Genomic DNA, 19,428 nt, shown 5'->3' on the forward strand with positions numbered 1-19,428 from the left:
CGGCGTGATGATCTGCACTCTGGGACGGCCCGCCGGTCAGCCCCGCTCGACGGCGTGCCGATCTCGCTCCGGGCGGCGGCGGGCGCGGAACATGGTCGCGGTGAGCAGACCGGCCAGGCCGGCGACCACCCAGACCAGCAGGCCGGTCAGTGCCCAGCCGCCGCCGCGCCAGTCGAAGTAGATGGCCGACTTGAACAGGTCGGTGGCCAGGCCGGGCACGTTCCAGCGGTGCATCCCGCGCAGGAACGGCGGCAGGAACTCGGGCGCGTAGATGCCGCCGGAGCCGGGGTTGCCGAGCACGACGAGCAGCAGGATCACGATGCCGGTGCCGAGCAGCCCGAGCCAGCCCTGCACGGCGGCGGCCACCATCCCGGCCGCGAACGCGGCGAGCGCGCCGACCACCGCGACCGTCGCCACGCGGTCTTCGAACACGCCGAGAACCGGCCCGACCAGGATCGCGCCGATGACGCCGAGCAGGATCGCGTGCACCGCGAGCGTGGCGATCCGCAGCCCGGCCCGGCGCAGGTCGCGCGGGCTGGTGCCGAGCGAGATGCCGAGCGCCGTGGACGCCAGGTAGCCGCCGAGCACCACGCCGACGGCCAGGTAGAACGGGACCAGGCCGCGCGGGTCGTCGGCGGAGACCGGCACGTCGTCGGTGACCTGGAGCGGCACCCCGGCCTGCCGGGCCGCCTCGGTGAACACGTCGGTGACGAGTTCGGTGGCGGCGGGCGCGCCCGCGCTGGCGGTGGCGAGCGTCAGGCCGCCCTCCGGGGCGGAGCTGAGCACCGCGTACACCGACCGGTCGGTGAGGCCGTCCCCGGCGGCGCCGCGGCTGTCGTACCCGACGGGTTTGATCACGTCGGTGCGGGCGCGGACGGCGGACATCACGGCCTGGGCCTGCTGGTCGCTCGTGACGACGGCGACCGGCACGTCGCGCGGGTCCGGTTTGTGCAGCGCGCCGACGTAGGCGGCGATGAACGCGCTCGCCAGCGCCAGGGTGCCGAGGATCAGCGCCGCCGTGCGGGGCAGCCAGTCCCGGGTACGCAGCTCCGGCTCGTCGTCCACGGCCACAGCCTATTGCGGTCATATGCCCGGCTCGTGGGGTTTGTCGGGTGAAAACCGCTGGCCCAGGCCGATAGCGTCGGGCCATGACGGTGCCTGTCTATCCCGCCAAACCGCAGCCGGGCGACCGGGTCGCGGTCGTCTCACCCTCCGCCGGCCTGCCGGGTCTCTTCCCCCACGTGTACGAGCTGGGCCTGCGCCGGCTCCGCGACGAGCTGGGGCTGGAACCGGTGGAGTATCCGACCACCCGGGTCATGGGCGCCGACCCGCGCGACCGGGCGCGTGACCTGACCGCCGCGTTCGCCGACCCGACGATCACCGCCGTGCTGGCCACAGTCGGCGGAGACGACCTGATCACCGTCACCCCGCACCTGGACGACGAGGTGCTGCGGGCCAACCCGAAGCCGTACTTCGGCTACTCGGACAACACCAACGTGCTCAACCACCTCTACCGGCTGGGTGTCGTCGGCTACCACGGCGGTTCGGTGCTGGTGCACCTCGGGCGCTCCGGCAAGCCGCACCCGCTCACGCTCGACTCGCTGCGCGCCGCGCTGTTCACCTCCGGCTGGTACGAGCTGACTCCCGCCCCCGAGTGGGGGGACGAGCCGTGCGACTGGCGTGACCCGGCCACGCTGGCCGAGGAGCCGCCGATGTATCCGTCCGACGGCTGGCGCTGGCACGGCCCGGCCCGGGTGGTGCAGGGCCGGACGTGGGGCGGCAACCTGGAGATCGTGCACTGGCTGGCCGCCGCCGACCGGGTGCCGTCGGCCGCCGAGTTGGCCGGCTCGGTGCTCGTGGTGGAGACCTCGGAGGAGATGCCACCGGCCGAGGAGGTCTTCCGGATCGTGCGGAACCTGGGCGAGCGCGGGTTGCTCGCCGGCTTCCCGGCGATCGTGGTCGGCCGCCCCAAGGCATGGGACTTCGCCCGGCCGCACTCGGTCACGGAGCGGCTGGCCTGGGGTGAGGAGCAGCGGGCGGCGATCCTGCGGGCGATCGGGCCGTACGCCGACGACCCGGTGGTGGTCTTCGACGTCGACCTGGGCCACACCGACCCGCAGCTGATCATCCCGTACGGCGGCGAGATCCGCGTGGACGCGGTGGAGCGCCAGATCGCCGTGCGCTACTGAGCCCGGCGCTCGTCGGCTCGGTGGAACGGCATGGGTGTCTACGTCCCCGTTTGGCACCCATGCCGTTCCACTCACGCATCGAAGGGGCGGTCAGTGGAACGCTATGGGTGTCTCAGCGCCCTTTTGACACCCATGGCGTTCCACCCGGCGCTTGGCGGCGCTTGGCGGCGTGGGTCAGGCGGCCACGACGGCGAACGCGCGGACCGGGAACGTGCCCATGCCGGCCACCCGCGGCGGCGCCGCGGTGAACCGGAAACCGGTCGGCGGCAGCGCGTCCAGGCCGGTCAGGTGCTCCACGATCGGCACCCCGGCGGCCAGCAGACCGGTGTGCGCCGGGCGCTGTCCCGCTGCCGCCGCCGTCATGTCGTCGATGTTGATCGAGTCGATGCCGACGAGTGCCGCGCCCGCCTCGGCCAGCCACTGCGCGCCGTCACCGGTCAGGTAGGGCGCCTCCGGAGCGGCGTACGCGTCGGTGCCGAAGTGCGCGTCCCAACCGGTGTGCAACAGCACCGCGCACCCGGCGACGTCGTACGGGGCCAGCATCAGCTTGTCCACCGCCCGGGTGCCGGCCGGCACGCGTACCACCAGGCCGGGCAGGTCGGCGAGGCGGTCCAGCGGCACCCCGGTCAGGTCCGGGCCGTCGGCGAAGCGGTGCGACGGCGTGTCCACGTACGTGCCGGTGTTGGCGATCATGTCGATCCGCGCGACGTGGAACTCGACACCGGGCGCGTACCGCCCCCGGGAGTCCTCCCGGGTCAGCCAGTCGGTGATCGCCGGTCCGGGCCAGCCGGGCAGCGTGACCATGCCGTCGGTAACCACGTGACTCAGTTCGACGAGCCTCCGCCCACCGGAGGCCGGGACATCGAGGCCCCGCCCGCCCTTGTGCGGCTCCTCGACGACGGTCCGGTTGGTGATCCGCACCTCGCCGACCATGAGCAGCCCCAGGTGCCGGACCAGCAGCGCGCCCACCTCGTCGTCGGTGACGTCCGGGTGCGGCACGTCCAGCCGGAACCCGTCGGTGCGCAGACCGCCACCGTTGGAGAAAATTACCTCGGCGTCGAAGACCGCCCGATACTCGACCATCCGCCCACCGCACCACGCCCGGTCACGGCCGGTCAAGATCCAACATCGGGCTGGCCCGGATCGTCGGTGGAGGGGGATAGGCTCGGACGGTGCACCCCCCGTCCGGCTGGACGCGGGGTCGTCGTCGTGTGTCGATCCGCTGGAAGTGATCACTGATGCTCACCGGACTCTTCTCCGCCGCCCTGGCCGACCCGGGGCTGGCCCGGGCGCGTGACCTGGCGCGCTCCGGTGCCGCGCAGGTCGACGGGCTCGACCTCACCGCCCCCGCCGCGCTGCGCCCGTTCGCGGTGGCAGCGGTCGCCGCCGACGAGCCGGCCGGCGGCGCGGGCCGCCCCGTGCTCGCGGTCACCGCCACCACCCGGGAGGCCGACGACCTGGCCTCCGCGCTGGGCAGCCTGCTGCCGCCGGAGCAGGTGGCGGTCTTCCCCTCCTGGGAGACGCTGCCGCACGAGCGCCTGTCCCCCCGCTCCGACACGGTCGGGCGGCGCCTCGCCGTGCTGCGCCGCCTCGCCCACCCGGACGCCGCCGACGCGCACGGCCGCACCGGGCCGCTGCGGGTCGTCGTCGCGCCGGTCCGGTCGCTGCTCCAGCCGCAGCTCAAGGGCCTCGGCGACCTGGAGCCCGTCCAGCTCGCCGCCGGTGACGAGGCCGACCTGGAGGAGGTCGCCCGCCGGCTCACCGACATGGCGTACGCCCGGGTCGACCTGGTCACCAAGCGCGGCGAGTTCGCGGTACGCGGCGGCATCCTGGACGTCTTCCCGCCCACCGACGAGCACCCGTCCCGGGTCGAGTTCTGGGGCGACGAGGTGGAGGAGATCCGCACGTTCGCGGTCGCCGACCAGCGCACCATCGAGGGCGTCGCGCAGATGTGGGCGCCGCCGTGCCGCGAACTGCTGCTCACCCCGGGCGTGCGGAAGCGGGCCGCCGCGCTCGCCGCCGAGCACCCCGAGCTGGCCGAGATCCTGGACAAGCTGGCCGAGGGCATCCCGGTCGAGGGCATGGAGTCGCTCGCCCCGGCCCTGATCGGCGCCGACGCGCTGGAACTGCTGGTCGACTGCATGCCGGCCGGCACCCACGTCCTCCTCTGCGACCCCGAGCGCATCCGCACCCGCGCGCACGACCTGGTCCGTACCTCGGAGGAGTTCCTCCAGGCCAGCTGGGCCGCGGCCGCCGTCGGCGGCCAGGCCCCGGTCGACCTCGGCGCCGCCGCCTTCAAGACCCTGGCCGAGGTACGCACGGCAGCCCGCGCCCTGCGCCAGCCCTGGTGGACGCTCGCGCCGTTCGGCCTGGTCGAGGCGGACGCGGCACCGGCCCGGCAGCCCTGGGAGGACGAGCCGGCCGAGGTCGACGTCACCCCCGACGACGCCATCGCGGTGAGCCTGGCCGCCCAGCCGGCACCGCTCTACCACGGCGAGACCGCCCGGGTGGTCGACGACCTGAAGCGCTGGGCCGGCGAGGGCTGGTCGATCGCGCTCGTCTTCGAGGGGCACGGTCCCGCCCAGCGGGCCGTCGAGGTGCTGCGCGACGCCGGTCTCGGCGCCCGGCTCACCGAGGAGGTGCCCGCCGCGCCCGCACCGGGCGAGCTGCTCGTGTCCTGCGGCTGCCTGACCGCCGGGTTCGTCGACGAGGCGTCGAAGTTCGTGCTGCTCACCGGCAACGACGTCACCGGCGGCCGGGGCACCTCCACCCGCGACATGCGCAAGATGCCCAGCCGGCGGCGCAACACCATCGACCCGCTGGAGCTGAAGGCCGGCGACTTCGTCGTGCACGAGCAGCACGGCATCGGCCGCTACGTCGAGCTGGTGCAGCGCACTGTCAACGGCGCCAGCCGCGAATACCTGGTCATCGAGTACGCGCCGAGCAAGCGCGGCCAGCCCGGCGACCGCCTGTTCGTCCCCACCGACCAGCTCGACCAGCTGTCCCGCTACGTCGGCGGCGAGCAGCCCACGCTGCACAAGATGGGCGGCTCGGACTGGCAGAAGTCCAAGGCGCGGGCGCGCAAGGCGGTCCGCGAGATCGCCGCGCAGCTCATCCAGCTCTACGCCGCGCGCAAGGCGTCCAAGGGGCACAACTTCGGCCCCGACACCCCGTGGCAGCGGGAGCTGGAGGACGCGTTCCCCTGGCAGGAGACGCCCGACCAGCTGGCCGCCATCGAGGAGGTCAAGCGGGACATGGAGCAGACCGTCCCGATGGACCGGCTGATCTGCGGCGACGTCGGCTACGGCAAGACCGAGATCGCGGTACGGGCGGCGTTCAAGGCGGTGCAGGACGGCAAGCAGGTGGCCGTGCTGGTACCGACCACGCTGCTGGTGCAGCAGCACTACAACACGTTCGCCGAGCGGATGAGCCAGTTCCCGGTGTCGATCCGGCAGCTGTCCCGGTTCCAGACGCCGAAGGAGACCGAGCAGACGCTGGAGATGGTCGCCGCCGGCACCGTCGACATCGTCATCGGCACCCACCGGCTGCTCCAGGCGTCCACCCGGTTCAAGCAGTTGGGGCTGGTCATCATCGACGAGGAGCAGCGGTTCGGCGTCGAGCACAAGGAGCACCTGAAGACGCTGCGCGCCTCGGTCGACGTGCTCGCCATGTCGGCCACCCCGATCCCCCGCACGCTGGAGATGGCGATCACCGGCATCCGGGAGATGTCCACCATCGCCACCCCGCCGGAGGAGCGACACCCCGTGCTCACGTTCGTCGGCGCGTACGACGACCGGCAGGTGGCCGCGTCCATCCACCGTGAGCTGCTGCGCGACGGTCAGGTCTTCTACCTGCACAACCGGGTCGAGTCGATCGAGAAGACGGCCCGCAAGCTCCGGGAGTTGGTGCCGGAGGCCCGGGTCGCGGTGGCGCACGGCCAGATGGGCGAGGAGGCGCTGGAAAAGGTGATGGTCGGCTTCTGGGAGAAGGAGTTCGACGTCCTCGTCTGCACCACCATCGTCGAGTCCGGCATCGACATCCCGAACGCCAACACGCTCATCGTCGAGCGGGCCGACCTGCTCGGCCTGGCCCAGCTGCACCAGATCCGCGGCCGGGTCGGCCGGGGTCGGGAGCGGGCGTACGCGTACTTCCTCTACCCGCCGGAGAAGCCGCTCACCGAGAACGCGCACGAGCGGCTGGCCACCATCGCCCAGCACACCGAACTCGGCGCCGGCATGTACGTGGCGATGAAGGACCTGGAGATCCGCGGCGCCGGCAACCTGCTCGGCGGCGAGCAGTCCGGCCACATCGAGGGCGTCGGCTTCGACCTGTACGTGCGGATGGTCGGCGAGGCCGTGTCCGCCTTCAAGGGCGAGAGCATTGAGGAGGAGACGGAGGTCAAGGTCGACCTGCCGATCGACGCGCACCTGCCGCACGACTACGTGGCGGTGGAGCGGCTGCGCCTGGAGATGTACCGCAAGCTCGCCGAGGCCCGCGACGAGGAGCGGCTGCGCGAGGTGGTCGCCGAGATGACCGACCGGTACGGCGAGCCGCCCGCGCCGGTGCAGAACCTGGTCGCGGTGGCGCGGTTCCGGCTGCTCGCCCGCCGCTACGGGCTCACCGACGTGTCGATGCAGGGCAAGCACATCCGGTTCGGCCCGCTGCCGCTGCCCGACTCGAAGCAGATGCGCCTCAAGCGCTACCACCCGGACTCGGTCTACAAGCAGGCGCTCGACCAGGTCAGCGTGCCCCGGCCGAGCACCCGGCGGATCGGCGGCGAGCCGTTGCGCGACCAGGCGCTGCTGGAGTGGTGCGGTCAGCTCCTGGCCGACGTCCTCGGCAAGCCCGAGGAGCTGGCCGGTGTTGCCAGCCCCGCAGTGGCGAGCGGACGATGACACAGCAAGCCCGAGGAGTTCCCGGTGTTGCCCGGTCGGCGGTGGGTGCGCGATGAGGTGGGCGGAGTCACAGGCCGGTACGGGGCGTGAGAGAGTGACCCTCATGCGTGCTCGCCGTTCCCTCGTCGCTGTCAGCGTCGCGGCCCTCGCCGCGCTCTCCCTCGCCGCCTGTGGCCGCTCCGCCCCGGACGTCGCCGCCTATGTCGGCGACACCCGGTACTCCGTCGACCGGGTCGACGCGATCTACGAGGACGCGCAGCGGCAGTACGCGGACGCGGTCCGTAGCCAGGCGCCGCAGACGCCGTCGCCGGCCGAGCTGCGGTCCTCGGTGACCCGGCAGGACGTGCTGAACCTGCTGGTCGCGATCGACCTGGGTAAGCGTGTGGCGGCCGAGAAGGGCCTCCAGGTCACCGACCAGATCTCCCCGGAGCAGATCCAGCAGGCGCTGCGCATGCCGGCGGCCACCGAGTACACGAAGCTGTGGGGCGAGTGGGTCGACCTCTCCGGCACGCTCCAGCAGAGCCTGCCCCCGGCCGACCTCAGCGACGAGTCCCTGATGGCCGTCTACCACGCCCTCGAGAAGACCGGGGCGATCCAGCCGGGCCTGAGCGTCGACCAGGTCCGGCAGGCGTTCGGCGAGGCCGGGTTCGTCCGCACCGCCACCGCGCTCAGCAGCGCGCTGCAGGAGCAGGCCGAGAAGTCGAACGTCCGGGTCAACCCCCGGTTCGGCGTCACCGGCGTACCGTCGCTGGTCAACACCGGCCAGTCGTTCGTCTTCTACTCCCTCCCGTACGTCGACCAGGACGGCCCGGTCACCGACATCTCGACGCCGGAGGCGCCGGCCGGTGACTCGCCGGCTCCCGGAGCCGTATGACCGCGCGTATCGTCCTGCTCGTCACCTCACCCCGGCTGCCCGCCGGTCTGCTGACCTCGGCCGCCTGGGACGCCGTACGCTCCGCGCCGGTCCTCGCCGGTGCGGAGAGCGAGCTGACCCGCGCGGTCCGGACGGCCGGCGCCGACGTCAGCGTGGTGACCGAGGGTGCGACCCAGGCGCTGCTCGGCGCCGCCGCCGCGCAGGGCGGCGCGGTGTGGCTCGCCGGCCCGGCCGGCGACGAGACGCTGGCCCGTGAGCTGGGGCTGCGGCTGGCCCGCGAGCCCGGCCTGGCCGAGCTGGAGCTCATGTACGGCTCGTGGGATCCGCCCGGCGCCCGGCTGCTCGACGCGGTCGAGGTGATGGACCGGCTGGCCTCCCCGGGCGGCGATCCGTGGAAGCGGGCGCAGACCCACCGCACCCTGGCCGGTTTCCTGCTGGAGGAGTGCTACGAGGCGTACGACGCGATCAGCACCGACGACACCGACGCGCTCCGCGAGGAACTGGGCGACGTGCTGCTCCAGGTGCTGCTGCACGCCCGGCTGGCGGAGAACCTGCCGGACGGCAAGAGCTGGACCGTCGACGACGTCGCGGGCACCCTGGTCGACAAGATGGTGCGGCGCAACCCGCACGTGTTCTCCGGTGAACCGGCCGGCTCGATCGAGGAGATCGAGGCGAACTGGGAACGCATCAAGCGGGCCGAGAAGACCCGCGAATCGGTGCTGGACGGCATCGCGCTGAGCCAGCCCGCGCTCTCGCTGGCCGCGAAGATCCTGGACCGGGCCGGCCGGGTCGGCCTCGCCGTACCGCCCCCGCTGGCCGAGTCGCAGGTGGACCCGGAGGCCCGGCTCGGCGCGAGCCTGCTGACCACCGTCGCCGCTGCCCGTCAGGCCGGCATCGACCCGGAGGCCGCGCTGCGGCGGGCCACCCTGGCGTACGCCGAAGCGGTTCGGGCCGCCGAACGCTCCACCCCGAACCACCCCACCTGACCCAGGCCCTCCCCGCCCGGCGCGCCCCGCCGCCTCGGCTCGGCTTCCCCGGCCCGCCCGGCGCCCGCGATCTTGCACTTGCTGCGCCGTGGATGTCGCGAATAGCCCCATTCGCCCGGGCACAAAGTGCAAGATCGCCGCAGACGGTCGCCCCGCCTCCCGTCACGCGGGACATGTCGTCCACATTCCGGACGCTGCTGTAGATCTTGGTAGGAAAGTGCCCTCATGGGGGCCTTTTCGTACCAAGATCTACAGCCCGTCCGGGGAGTGGTGCTCGCCCGCCGTCCTGGACGGGGGTGGCCCGGTCGAGACAACCGCCTCCGAGTGCCTCCGGGCGGTGATCAAGGAGTTTGTGTCGGGATTGGACGGTGACGAGGACACAAACTCCTTGATCAACGCGACGGGGAGGGAGGAGGGAGGAGGGAGGGAGGGAGGGGGAGGGGCGGGGCGGTCGGTAGGGTCGGGGGATGGAGTCGTTCGGGCCGCTGGCGGAGCGGATCGTGGAGGCGTTGCTGGAGAGCCGGCCCGGGCTGGCGACCTCCGCCGGGGACCACCGGTACGACGACCGGCTGCCCGATCTCTCCGCCGACGCCCTCGCCGCCGACCAGGCGATGCTGAAGGACGCGGCCGACGCGCTCGCGGAGATCGACCCGGATGCGCTCGACCCGGCGGAGAGCGTCGACCACGCGCTGCTCACCAGCCTCGTCGACCGGGGTCTGTTCGAGGCCACCGAGATCCGCACCCACGAGTGGGATCCGCTGCGCCACAATCCGGGGCCGCTGCTGCACGCCCTGCTGGCCCGTCCCTTCGCCCCGGCCGAGGAGCGCCTGACCAGCCTGGCCGGGCGTCTGTCGGCCGTACCCGATGCGCTGTCGACGGCGCGCGCGACGCTGCGGGACATGCCGCGGGTCCACGCGGAGACGGCGGTCGGGCAGTTCACCGGTACGGCGGCGCTGATCCGCGACGAGGTGCCCGGGCTGCTCGCCGAGGCGCCGGCGTTGCGCGACCGGGTCGGCCCGGCGGCCACCGAGGCGATCGCCGCGCTGGAGGAGTTCGTGGCCTGGCTGCGGCAGGGCCTGGCCGCCGACGCCGGCCCGGGGCGTGACCCGCGGCTGGGCCGGCGGCGGTGGGAGGCGCGGCTGTGGCACACGCTCGACACCGAGCTGAGCGCCGCCGAGGTGCAGCGCCGCGCCTGGGCCAACCTCGACCGGGTCACCGAGGAGATCCGCGCGGCGGCGGTCGAGCTGGTCGGTGGTCCGGCCGACGACGAGACGGTACGCCGGGCGCTGGACCTGCTGGCCGCCGAACACCCGGACGACGCCACGATCGTCGACCTCGCCTCGGTCACGCTGGACGAGGCGAGTGACTTCGTCCGCCACCACGACCTGGTCAGCATGGTCAGCGACCCGTGCGTCATCCAGGAGATGCCGGAGTTCGCGCGGGGCGTGGCGGTGGCCTACTGCGACTCGCCGGGTCCGCTGGAGACGGCCGACGTGCCGACGTTCTACTGCATCTCGCCCACCCCGGCGGACTGGCCGGCGCAGCGGGTCGAGTCGTTCTACCGCGAGTACAACGACCACATGATCCGCAACCTGACCGTGCACGAGGCGATGCCCGGGCACTTCCTCCAGCTCGCCCATGCCCGCCGCTACGAGGGCCCGACGCGGGTACGCGCGCTCACCGAGTCGGGCGTGTTCATCGAGGGCTGGGCGGTCTACGCGGAGGAGCTGATGGCCGGGCTCGGCTTCGGCGGGCTGCCGGTGCGGTTGCAGCAGCTCAAGATGCAGCTCCGGATGACCATCAACGCGCTGCTGGACCAGCTCGTGCACTGCGACGACCTGCCCGAGTCCGAGGCGATGGCGCTGATGACCGGGCGCGGCTTCCAGGAGGAGGGCGAGGCGGCCGGCAAGTGGCGGCGGGCGTTGCTCACCTCGACGCAGCTCTCCACGTACTTCGTCGGCTACAGCGAGATGGCCGACATCGCGGCCGCCCGGCCGGACGGGGTGCCGCTGCGCGACTGGCACGACGCCATGCTGGCGCACGACTGCCCGCCGCCGCGCCACCTGCGGACGCTGCTGGGGGTGTGAGGCTCACCGCCGGGCGGCGACCCGACCTGCGGTCACCGCCGGGCGGCGACCGCGTCGATCAGCCAGCGCGACAGGGAGTACGCGGGCGGCAGCTCGGTGGGCAGCGCGTCCACTGGGAACCATCGCGCCTCGGTCAGCTCGGTGCCGTCGACAACCGGTTCGGTGGCCGGGCCGGTCACCTCGGCGGTGAAACCGGCGAGCAGCGTGCCCGGTCCGGACAGCGCCCACGGCTGGCTGTCCACGTACACCGGTCGCCGCAGCGTCAGGCCGACCTCCTCGGCGACCTCGCGGTGCACCGCCGCCTCCAGCGACTCGCCGGCCTCGACGAATCCGGCGACGAGCGCCCACAACTCGGTCGGCCCCTGGGCGTGGCGGACCAGCAGCAGTTCGCCGGGGCCACCGGCCGGGCCGGGGCGGGTGATCGCGGTCAGCACCGCGACCGACAGCGGCAGGAAGACGGTGAGGCCGCACTCCGGGCAGCGCCGCGCGGTCTCGCCCGGCACGTCGGCCAGCGCGGCCCGGCACGCGCCGCACCACCTGTGGGTACGCCGCCAGGTGACCACGGCGAGCGCCCGCCCGGCCAGGTCGGCGCGGGGTGCGGGCAGTTCGGCGGCGAGGCCCCGCCAGCTCCGCCAGCGGCCGGGCAGCGACTCCGGATCGGTCACCTCGGCCGCCCAGGCCGGGATGCCGTCGAGCGTGCCGACCGGGGTCCAGGCGAGGTCGCCGGGCAGCGCGCCGACCCGCAGCGGCTGCTCGTCCGGGCCGGTCAGCAGCTTCCGGCCGGCCACCGGCAACGCCAGGTCGTCGGGCCGCGGCGGCCGCCCGTGATCGGCTGCGGGCAGGAATCCGGGGCCCGACGGGCGAGCGACAACGGCCCGAGTCCCGGCGCCGGACGCGGAACCGCCGGGCTGGGTCACGATGTGGACGGGCGGCGGTCCACCACGCCGGCGCCGTCCAGCACCGCGAATGCGGCGGCCTCGACGCTCTCGGTGTAGCGGCTCAGCGTCACCTCGGCGGGTTTGCCGTCGAGTGTGCCGGAGAAGCTGGCCAGCACGCCCTCGTTCGTCACGCAGGCGTTGAAGCGCTCCCCGTCGTGGGTGACGTCGACGCAGGTGGCGTGGCGGCCGGCGAGCGTGGTGTCGCTCTGCTCGATGGCCGCCTCCGGCGCCAGCGCCGCGTCGGTGAGCAGCCGGATCACCGCGGGCGGCGTGACCAGGCCCTGCTTGCGCGCCTCGTCGTAGACGATCACCGACGGCTTCCCGGCGGTGAGCACGGGCGGCGAGACGGTGCAGGACGTACGGGCGGCGGTGCTGGCGCACCGGGTCACCGACTCCTGGGTCACCGTGATCTTGCCGCCGGGCCAGGTGTACGTGGACCGCAGCGGCTTCTTGGTCTGCGCGATCGAGGCGGTCCGGCCGCCGTCGATCTGGTAGTCGGCGGCCCAGGTCTGCTCCAGCGCCCGGTCCATCCGCGCGGCGAGGTCGTTGACCAGGTCGGCGCGACCGAGCGCGACGTTCGCGTCGTCCAGGGCCTGACAGCCGGTGACCGAGAGCGACGCGATGACCGAGGCGGCGAGCACGCGGAGAGTCGTCGAGGCGGCAGGCATGATGCCCAGCCTTGTCGATCGACGCAACGTCTCGCAAACCGGTTGCCGGTTGACGACCGGTAATCCGGGAATGTCCGTCTCAGCAAGCGCCTCGGGGGCCGCCCCGAGCGGGGTGCGGCAGAGCGGGGACCGATACGCTGCGTTCAACACCTGCCTCAGCCGCACCGTCGCGGCCCATACCGGACCGGAACCACACAAACGAGGAGCGACTCAGTGGCAACCATCGAGGGAATCGTCGCCCGGGAGATCCTGGACTCGCGGGGCAACCCGACGGTCGAGGTCGAGGTCGGGCTCGACGACGGCACGATCGCCCGCGCCGCGGTGCCGTCCGGCGCCTCCACCGGCGCCTTCGAGGCGGTCGAGCTGCGCGACGGTGACAAGGATCGCTACCTGGGCAAGGGTGTCGAGAAGGCGGTCGCGAACATCGAGGACCGGATCGTCGACCAGCTCATCGGCTACGAGGCCAGCGAGCAGCGGCTGATCGACCAGAAGATGATCGACATCGACGGCTCGGACAACAAGGGCGAGCTGGGCGCGAACGCCATCCTCGGCGTCTCCCTGGCCGTGGCCAAGGCCGCCGCCGGCAGCGCCGAGCTGAGCCTGTTCCGCTATCTGGGCGGCCCGAACGCGCACCTGCTCCCGGTGCCGATGATGAACATCCTCAACGGCGGCGCGCACGCCGACTCGAACGTCGACATCCAGGAGTTCATGATCGCGCCGATCGGCGCGCCGACGTTCCGGGACGCGCTGCGCTCGGGCGCCGAGGTCTACCACGCGCTGAAGTCGGTGCTGAAGAAGAAGGACCTGTCGACCGGCCTGGGTGACGAGGGCGGCTTCGCCCCGAACCTGCCCACCAACGCCGCCGCGCTGGACCTGATCGCCGAGGCGGTCGAGAAGGCCGGCTACCGGCTCGGCACCGACATCGTCTTCGCGCTCGACGTGGCCGCCACCGAGTTCTTCGACAACGGCACCTACACGTTCGAGGGCAGCGCCAAGAGCGCCGAGGAGATGAGCAACTACTACACCAAGCTCGCCGGCGACTACCCGATCGTGTCGATCGAGGACCCGCTGGCCGAGGACGACTGGAGCGGCTGGGCCACCCTCACCGCCGCGCTCGGCGACCGCATCCAGATCGTCGGCGACGACCTGTTCGTGACCAACCCGCAGCGCATCGCCCGGGGCATCGCCGAGCGGGCCGCCAACGCGGTGCTCGTCAAGGTCAACCAGATCGGCTCGCTCACCGAGACGCTCGACGCCGTCGACCTGGCCCACCGGGCCGGCTTCAAGTGCATGATGAGCCACCGCTCCGGCGAGACCGAGGACACCACCATCGCCGACCTGGCCGTCGCCACCGGCTGCGGGCAGATCAAGACCGGCGCGCCGGCCCGCTCGGACCGGGTGGCCAAGTACAACCAGCTCCTGCGGATCGAGGAGGAGCTGGCCGACGCGGCGCGGTACGCCGGCGCGGGCGCCTTCCCGCGCTACCGTTCGGCCTGAGCGAGCGCTCCGGGGGAGGGGTGTGACGATGCAGCAGCGCCGCACACCGGGTGGCCAGCGGCCCGCCCGTCGGCCGGGTCAGCCCGGCCGGGCGGGCGGCGCCCGGGTCCGGTCCACGGCACGCGACAACGGTGTCCGCGCGGAGGCGCGCGCCGCCGGCCGGTCACCCGGCGCGTCTCGTGCCACCGACGGCGTACGCTCCGCGAGCCGCCCCGCCGCGGCCCGGCGTACCGCCGCCGGTGGCCCGGTCAAGCGGCTCACCGCACCCCAACCCCGGCGCTTCACCGGGCGCGCCACAGTGCTGTTCGCGGTGCTGATCGCGCTCGCCCTGGCGTACACCTATCCGGTCCGGGTCTACCTGGACCAGCAGGCCGACATCGAGCGGATGGAGGCCGCGCAGGCCGCCCAGCGGGCCGAGATCGACCGGCTCACCGCCGAGGCGGCCAAGTGGAAGGACCCGGAGTACGTCAAGACGCAGGCCCGGGAGCGGTTCTTCATGGGCAAGCCGGGCGAGACGCTGCTCGTGGTGCTCTCCGACCCGGAGGGCGCCGCGAAGGACGCCGGCAAGGACGCGAAGCCGGGGGCGCCGAAGCCGCCCGAGCCCTGGTACGACACCCTGTGGGGGAGCGTGCGGGCGGCCAACGCCGAGCGCCCCGACAAGTGAGCTTTGATTCGAGAGGCACTTCCTTGAGCGTCGTACCACCGCAGGAGCCGGCGGCGGACTCCGTACCCCCGCCGGAACGCCAGCCGGCCACCGAGGCCGACCTGGCCGCGGTGGCCGCGCAGCTCGGACGCCCACCTCGCGGCACCCGCGCGGTGGCCCACCGGTGCCCGTGCGGCCTGCCCGACGTGGTGGAGACGACGCCCCGGCTGGCCGACGGCACGCCGTTCCCGACGCTGTTCTACCTGACCTGCCCGCGCGCCACCGCGGCGTGCAGCCGGCTGGAGTCGGCCGGGCTGATGAAGGAGATGGCCGAGCGGCTGGCCGAGGATCCGGAGCTGGCGGCGCGGTACCGGGCGGCGCACGAGGACTACCTGACCCGCCGGGAGGCGATCGGGGAGGTGCCGGAGATCGCGGGCATCTCGGCCGGTGGCATGCCGGGGCGGGTGAAGTGCCTGCACGTACACCTCGGGCACGCGCTCGCGGCCGGGCCGGGGGTCAACCCGTTCGGCGACGAGACGCTGGCGCTGGTCGAGAAGTGGTGGGCGGCCGGGCCCTGCGTGGACGTGCCCGCGGCGGAGTGAGATGAGCGCCGACGAGATCACGGTCCGCCGGGCCCGCACCACCGACGTACGCGGGATCCGGCGGCTGGTGGACACCTACACCGACGACCGGCGGCTGCTCAGCAAGGCGACCGTGACGCTGTACGAGGACGTGCAGGAGTTCCGGGTCGCGGTGACGTCGGACGGCACGGTGGTCGGCTGCGGCGCGCTGCACGTCATGTGGGAGGACCTGGCCGAGATCCGCACGGTGGCGGTCGACCCGTCCTGCCGGGGTCACCGGATCGGGCACCGGATCGTCGGTGAGCTGATCGACGCGGCGCGGGAGCTGGGCATCGCCCGGATCTTCGTGCTCACGTTCGAGACCGGCTTCTTCGGCTCGTTCGGCTTCCGCGAGATCGACGGCGCACCCGTCCCGCAGCCCGTCTACGAGCAGCTCCTGCGCTCGTACGACGAGGGCGTCGCGGAGTTCCTGGACCTGGAACGGGTCAAGCCCAACACCCTGGGCAACACCCGAATGCTGCTGCGCCTCTGACCCTGCCTGCCCTGCCTGCCCTGCCTCGTCGATCATGAGGTTGGCGGCGTCCGGCGTCCGGTTTGTCGCCGCCAACCTCATGATCGCGCGGGGGGTGGGGGCGGGCTGCCGTAGGGTGGGCGCCGTGAGTGCGCGTGTGGCCGCCATCGACTGCGGGACCAACTCGATCCGACTGCTGATCGCCGACCTGCCGGAGGCGTCGGCCGGGGAGACGGCGCCGCTGGTGGACGTCAGCCGGCGGATGGAGATCGTCCGGCTGGGGCAGGGCGTCGACCAGACCGGCATGCTCGCCCCGGAGGCGATCGAGCGGACCCGGGTGGCGCTCGCCGACTACGCGGCGGAGATCGAGAAGTCCGGCGTCGAGCGGGTACGCATGTGCGCCACCTCGGCCTCCCGCGACGCCTCCAACGCCGCCGACTTCCGCGCCATGGTCGAGCGCACGCTCGGCGTGCCGCCCGAGGTGGTGACCGGCGACGAGGAGGCACGGCTGTCGTTCACCGGCGCGGTGCGCGGCCTGCCCGTCGACGCCGAACCGCCGTACCTGGTGGTCGACATCGGCGGCGGCTCGACCGAGTTCGTCGTCGGCACCCGCGCCGACGGCGTGCGGGGCGCGATCTCGGTGGACATCGGCTGCGTCCGGATGACCGAACGGCACCTGCACGGCGACCCGCCGACCCCGGCGCAGATCGCCGCCGCCGAGGCCGACATCGCCGCGGCCGTCGACCGCGCGCTCGCCGCCGTGCCCGGCCGCGAGGCCGCCACGCTGGTCGGGCTCGCCGGTTCGGTCACCACAGTGGTCGCCCTGGCGGAAGGGCTCCGGGAGTACGACCCGAGCCGCATCCACCACGCCCGGATCTCGTACGAGCAGGTGGCCGAGGTGACCGCCGACCTGCTCGGCAAGAGCAGCGAGCAGCGGCTGGCGTACCCGGTGATGCACCCGGGACGGGCCGACGTGATCGGCGCGGGCGCGCTGGTGCTGCGAGTGATCATGGAGCGGGCCGGTATGCCCTCGGTGGTCGCCTCCGAGCACGACATCCTCGACGGCATCGCCTGGAGTCTCGCCTAGCCTCTGGCCGCTTCTCGCGGCGGTGATCAAGGAGTTTGTGCCTGGTCGGGGCGTCCGTGAGGACGCCAACTCCTTGGTCGACGAGGTGGGCCGGGCGTCAGCCCGCCGCTGGGTCGGCCGTCGCCGGCCTGCTGCGCACCAACCCGAATCCGGCCTACCTGTTCGACCGTTTCATCGGGTGGACCGCTCGCACAGGTGCTGTGTCGTTGACGGTAGTACGCAATGCGCACTAGTGTGCTGAGCGTGGATACCACGCAGCTCCTCAAGGGCGTGCTCGACCTGGCGGTGCTCGCCGTGCTCAAGGACGAGGACGGATACGGCTACGACATCCTGCGGCGGCTGCGCGAGGCCGGCCTCGCCGAGGTGGGCGACGCCTCGGTCTACGGCACGCTGCGCCGGCTGTTCGCCGCGGGTCTGCTCACCACCTACGTGGTGCCGAGCGAGTCCGGGCCGCACCGCAAGTACTACTCGCTGAACGCCGCCGGGCGTGACCAGCTCACCCGCTCCGGCAAGACCTGGCGCTCGTTCGCCACCACCATGGACGCACTGCTCGACGATCGGGGGATGGCGGCATGACCGTCACTGGGCAGGAGATCACGGACTACGTCGACCGGGTGCGCGCGGCGCTCGCCGACCTGCCGCCGGAGGTCCGCGACGAGCTGACCGAGGACCTGGCGGAACACCTCGCCGAGGTGGCCGCCGAGGGTGAGGGCGCGCTCGTGGGCCGGCTGGGCACCCCCGAGGCGTACGCGGCCGAGCTGCGCGCCGCCGCCGGCGCCGAGGAGGGGCGGCGACCGGCGCGCTTCCACCGCCTGGCCGAGGCGCGGGCTCAGGCGGCCACGCAGGTGCGACTGCTGGACCGCCAGCTCGGCCCGCTGCTCGGGCACGAGACGGTGAGCGACTTCCTGCGTCCGCTGCGCCCGGCCTGGTGGCTGCTCCGCGGCTGGCTGGCCGCGCTGCTGGTCAGCGTCATGGTGGACGGTGACCGGCCCGGTCTGCTGCCCCGGCCGAACGACAACGCGTCGGCCGGGCTGCTGCTGCTCATCGGCGCGGTGGTCGCGTCGCTGTGGCTCGGCCGCCGTTCCGCGGGCTTCACCGGTTGGCCGCGCCGCCTGCACCTGCTGGGTACGGCCGTGCTGCTGCTGTTCGGCTTCGCGGTGCTCGTGGACGTCGACCGCAACGCCAGCTCCGACGTCTACAGCGGCTACGAGCAGACGTCGGTGGACCGGCGGTACGAGCGCATCGAGGACGTCTTCGTCTACGACCAGCAGGGGCGGCTGATCCGCGACGCGCAGCTCTTCGACCAGAACGGCGTGCCGATCCGGCTCGGCTGGCCGAACTGCCTGGACCCGTCCGGCGCGGTGCCCGCACCCCGCAACGCCTATCCGTACTGCCCGGAGTTGGCCCCGTTCGGCCCGCCGGCCTCGCCGTCGATCGCCCCGCCCGCACCCGCGCCCACGGACAGCGTCACGCCATCCGCGCCCCCGACGCCCGCCGCGCCCTCTGCGTCCACCCCCAGCGCTTCCGCGCAACCCACGTCGACTCCCTGAGCGCGGCGACCCTGCGAGATCTTGGTAGGAAGCGGCCCCGACAGGGGCCGGAATCCTCCAAGATCTCGCTGGGCTGCGCCACGGGACGCCCGTCGGTCGTCTGTGAGGTCGACAGGAGGTGAATGCCACTGTTGTTCCGTCTTCCCCGGGCCGGTGACCGCGTGGCACGCTACCGGCACGTAGCAGCCAACTGGGCGACCAGCCAATGATGACTGACCGCTAGGAGGACGGGCCCATGGGCGAGATGGTGAGCTTCACCGGCAACGGGGGGACGAGCGAGGGGTATCTCGCGATACCCTCCGGCGGTGCGGCCAGCCCGGCGGTCATCGTCATCCAGGACTGGTGGGGACTGGTGCCCCACGTCCGGGCCGTGGTCGACCGCTTCGCCGAGGCCGGCTTCGTCGCCCTCGCGCCCGACTTCCGGCACGGCGGGCCGGCCGTGAAGCCGACCGAGCCGCGACTGATGCTGAACAGCTCCCAGATGGACGAGGCGGCGAGCGACATCGCGGCCGCCGCCGAATACCTGGCGAGCCGGTCGGAGGTCGCCGGCAAGGTGGGCTGCGCCGGGTTCTGCGCGGGCGCCAGCCTGGCACTGTGGTCCGGCACGTTCTCCGAGCGCATCGTGGCCACCGCCGGGTTCTACCCGCGTCTGCCCTGGGAGGGCATGGCCACCGACTGGGCCGACTACGCGGGGAAGGCAGCGCTCATCCACTGCTCCGAGGCGGACGGCCTGTCCGCCGCCGACGGGGTGCAGAGCGTACGCCGGTCCATCGAGTCCGCCGGTGGCACCTGCCAGACGTTCGACTACCCGGGCACCGCGCACGCGTTCTTCAACGAGGACCGGCCGGAGCACTTCGACCAGCGGGCCGCCGCGACCGCCTGGGCCCGCACGCTGGAACTGTTCCGGGCGAAGCTTGGCTGA

Annotated in this window: 17 protein-coding genes; 13 read left to right on the forward strand and 4 right to left on the reverse strand. The window is 73.1% G+C overall.

From position 1 onward, the window contains the following. Positions 1-36: 36 nt before the first annotated feature. Complete coding sequence (locus V6U82_RS07835) at positions 37-1,065, reverse strand: hypothetical protein (protein WP_128136692.1); 1,029 nt, start codon at positions 1,063-1,065, stop codon at positions 37-39. Positions 1,066-1,148: 83 nt separating this feature from the next. On the opposite strand from V6U82_RS07835, the gene V6U82_RS07840 reads away from it, so the two are divergent. Next, a complete protein-coding gene (locus tag V6U82_RS07840; protein ID WP_334460110.1) occupies positions 1,149-2,189 on the forward strand; it encodes a S66 family peptidase in 1,041 nt (346 codons plus the stop codon). Between the two features lie 174 nt (positions 2,190-2,363). Here the strand turns inward: V6U82_RS07840 and V6U82_RS07845 are convergent, their stop codons facing one another. Further along, positions 2,364-3,272, reverse strand: coding sequence for a cyclase family protein (locus V6U82_RS07845; RefSeq protein WP_334460111.1), 909 nt, complete (start codon positions 3,270-3,272; stop codon positions 2,364-2,366). A gap of 155 nt (positions 3,273-3,427) precedes the next feature. Between V6U82_RS07845 and mfd the strand changes: the two genes are divergently transcribed. From mfd to V6U82_RS07865, 4 genes are all read left to right on the forward strand, one after another. Continuing rightward, on the forward strand, positions 3,428-7,084 hold the full coding sequence (mfd, locus tag V6U82_RS07850; RefSeq protein WP_334460113.1) for a transcription-repair coupling factor: 3,657 nt from the start codon (positions 3,428-3,430) through the stop codon (positions 7,082-7,084). Between the two features lie 103 nt (positions 7,085-7,187). Then, entirely contained in the window at positions 7,188-7,958 is a 771-nt protein-coding gene (locus V6U82_RS07855; RefSeq protein ID WP_334460115.1) for a hypothetical protein, read from the forward strand. Continuing rightward, entirely contained in the window at positions 7,955-8,944 is a 990-nt protein-coding gene (locus V6U82_RS07860; RefSeq protein WP_334460116.1) for a nucleoside triphosphate pyrophosphohydrolase, read from the forward strand. Before V6U82_RS07855 ends, V6U82_RS07860 begins: the two co-directional genes overlap by 4 nt. A gap of 467 nt (positions 8,945-9,411) precedes the next feature. Continuing rightward, a complete protein-coding gene (locus V6U82_RS07865) occupies positions 9,412-11,031 on the forward strand; it encodes a DUF885 domain-containing protein (RefSeq protein WP_334460118.1) in 1,620 nt (539 codons plus the stop codon). Positions 11,032-11,063: 32 nt separating this feature from the next. Here V6U82_RS07865 and V6U82_RS07870 read toward each other — a convergent pair whose 3' ends face one another. Then, the gene (locus tag V6U82_RS07870) at positions 11,064-11,819 is read right to left on the reverse strand and encodes an NAD(+) diphosphatase (RefSeq protein ID WP_334460119.1); all 756 of its coding nucleotides are present in this window, start codon (positions 11,817-11,819) and stop codon (positions 11,064-11,066) included. Positions 11,820-11,944: 125 nt separating this feature from the next. After that, on the reverse strand, positions 11,945-12,637 hold the full coding sequence (locus tag V6U82_RS07875) for a hypothetical protein (protein ID WP_334460120.1): 693 nt from the start codon (positions 12,635-12,637) through the stop codon (positions 11,945-11,947). Between the two features lie 213 nt (positions 12,638-12,850). On the opposite strand from V6U82_RS07875, the gene eno reads away from it, so the two are divergent. From eno to V6U82_RS07915, 8 genes are all read left to right on the forward strand, one after another. Continuing rightward, positions 12,851-14,134: a phosphopyruvate hydratase gene (gene eno, locus V6U82_RS07880; protein ID WP_128138784.1), complete on the forward strand. Its 1,284-nt coding sequence runs from the start codon at positions 12,851-12,853 to the stop codon at positions 14,132-14,134. 28 nt (positions 14,135-14,162) lie between these two features. Beyond that, a complete protein-coding gene (locus V6U82_RS07885; protein WP_334460121.1) occupies positions 14,163-14,798 on the forward strand; it encodes an FtsB family cell division protein in 636 nt (211 codons plus the stop codon). 23 nt (positions 14,799-14,821) lie between these two features. Continuing rightward, positions 14,822-15,379 (forward strand): DUF501 domain-containing protein, encoded by a 558-nt coding sequence (locus tag V6U82_RS07890; RefSeq protein WP_128138795.1) that lies wholly within the window; start codon positions 14,822-14,824, stop codon positions 15,377-15,379. A 1-nt stretch (position 15,380) separates the two neighbouring features. After that, complete coding sequence (locus V6U82_RS07895) at positions 15,381-15,890, forward strand: amino-acid N-acetyltransferase (protein WP_120571601.1); 510 nt, start codon at positions 15,381-15,383, stop codon at positions 15,888-15,890. A 136-nt stretch (positions 15,891-16,026) separates the two neighbouring features. Beyond that, positions 16,027-16,956 (forward strand): Ppx/GppA phosphatase family protein, encoded by a 930-nt coding sequence (locus V6U82_RS07900; RefSeq protein ID WP_334460322.1) that lies wholly within the window; start codon positions 16,027-16,029, stop codon positions 16,954-16,956. A 243-nt stretch (positions 16,957-17,199) separates the two neighbouring features. Next, positions 17,200-17,532, forward strand: a complete 333-nt coding sequence (locus V6U82_RS07905) for a PadR family transcriptional regulator (RefSeq protein WP_026268078.1) — start codon at positions 17,200-17,202, stop codon at positions 17,530-17,532. Next, positions 17,529-18,506 carry an HAAS signaling domain-containing protein gene (locus V6U82_RS07910; protein WP_334460123.1) on the forward strand — a complete coding sequence of 326 codons (978 nt, stop codon included), beginning with the start codon at positions 17,529-17,531 and terminating at the stop codon, positions 18,504-18,506. The genes V6U82_RS07905 and V6U82_RS07910 overlap by 4 nt, the downstream gene beginning before the upstream one ends. 235 nt (positions 18,507-18,741) lie before the next feature. Next, complete coding sequence (locus V6U82_RS07915) at positions 18,742-19,428, forward strand: dienelactone hydrolase family protein (RefSeq protein WP_120571597.1); 687 nt, start codon at positions 18,742-18,744, stop codon at positions 19,426-19,428.

Origin of the sequence: Micromonospora sp. CPCC 205554 (genome assembly GCF_036902745.1) — a bacterium.
Taxonomy (GTDB): Bacteria; Actinomycetota; Actinomycetes; order Mycobacteriales; family Micromonosporaceae; genus Micromonospora; species Micromonospora tulbaghiae.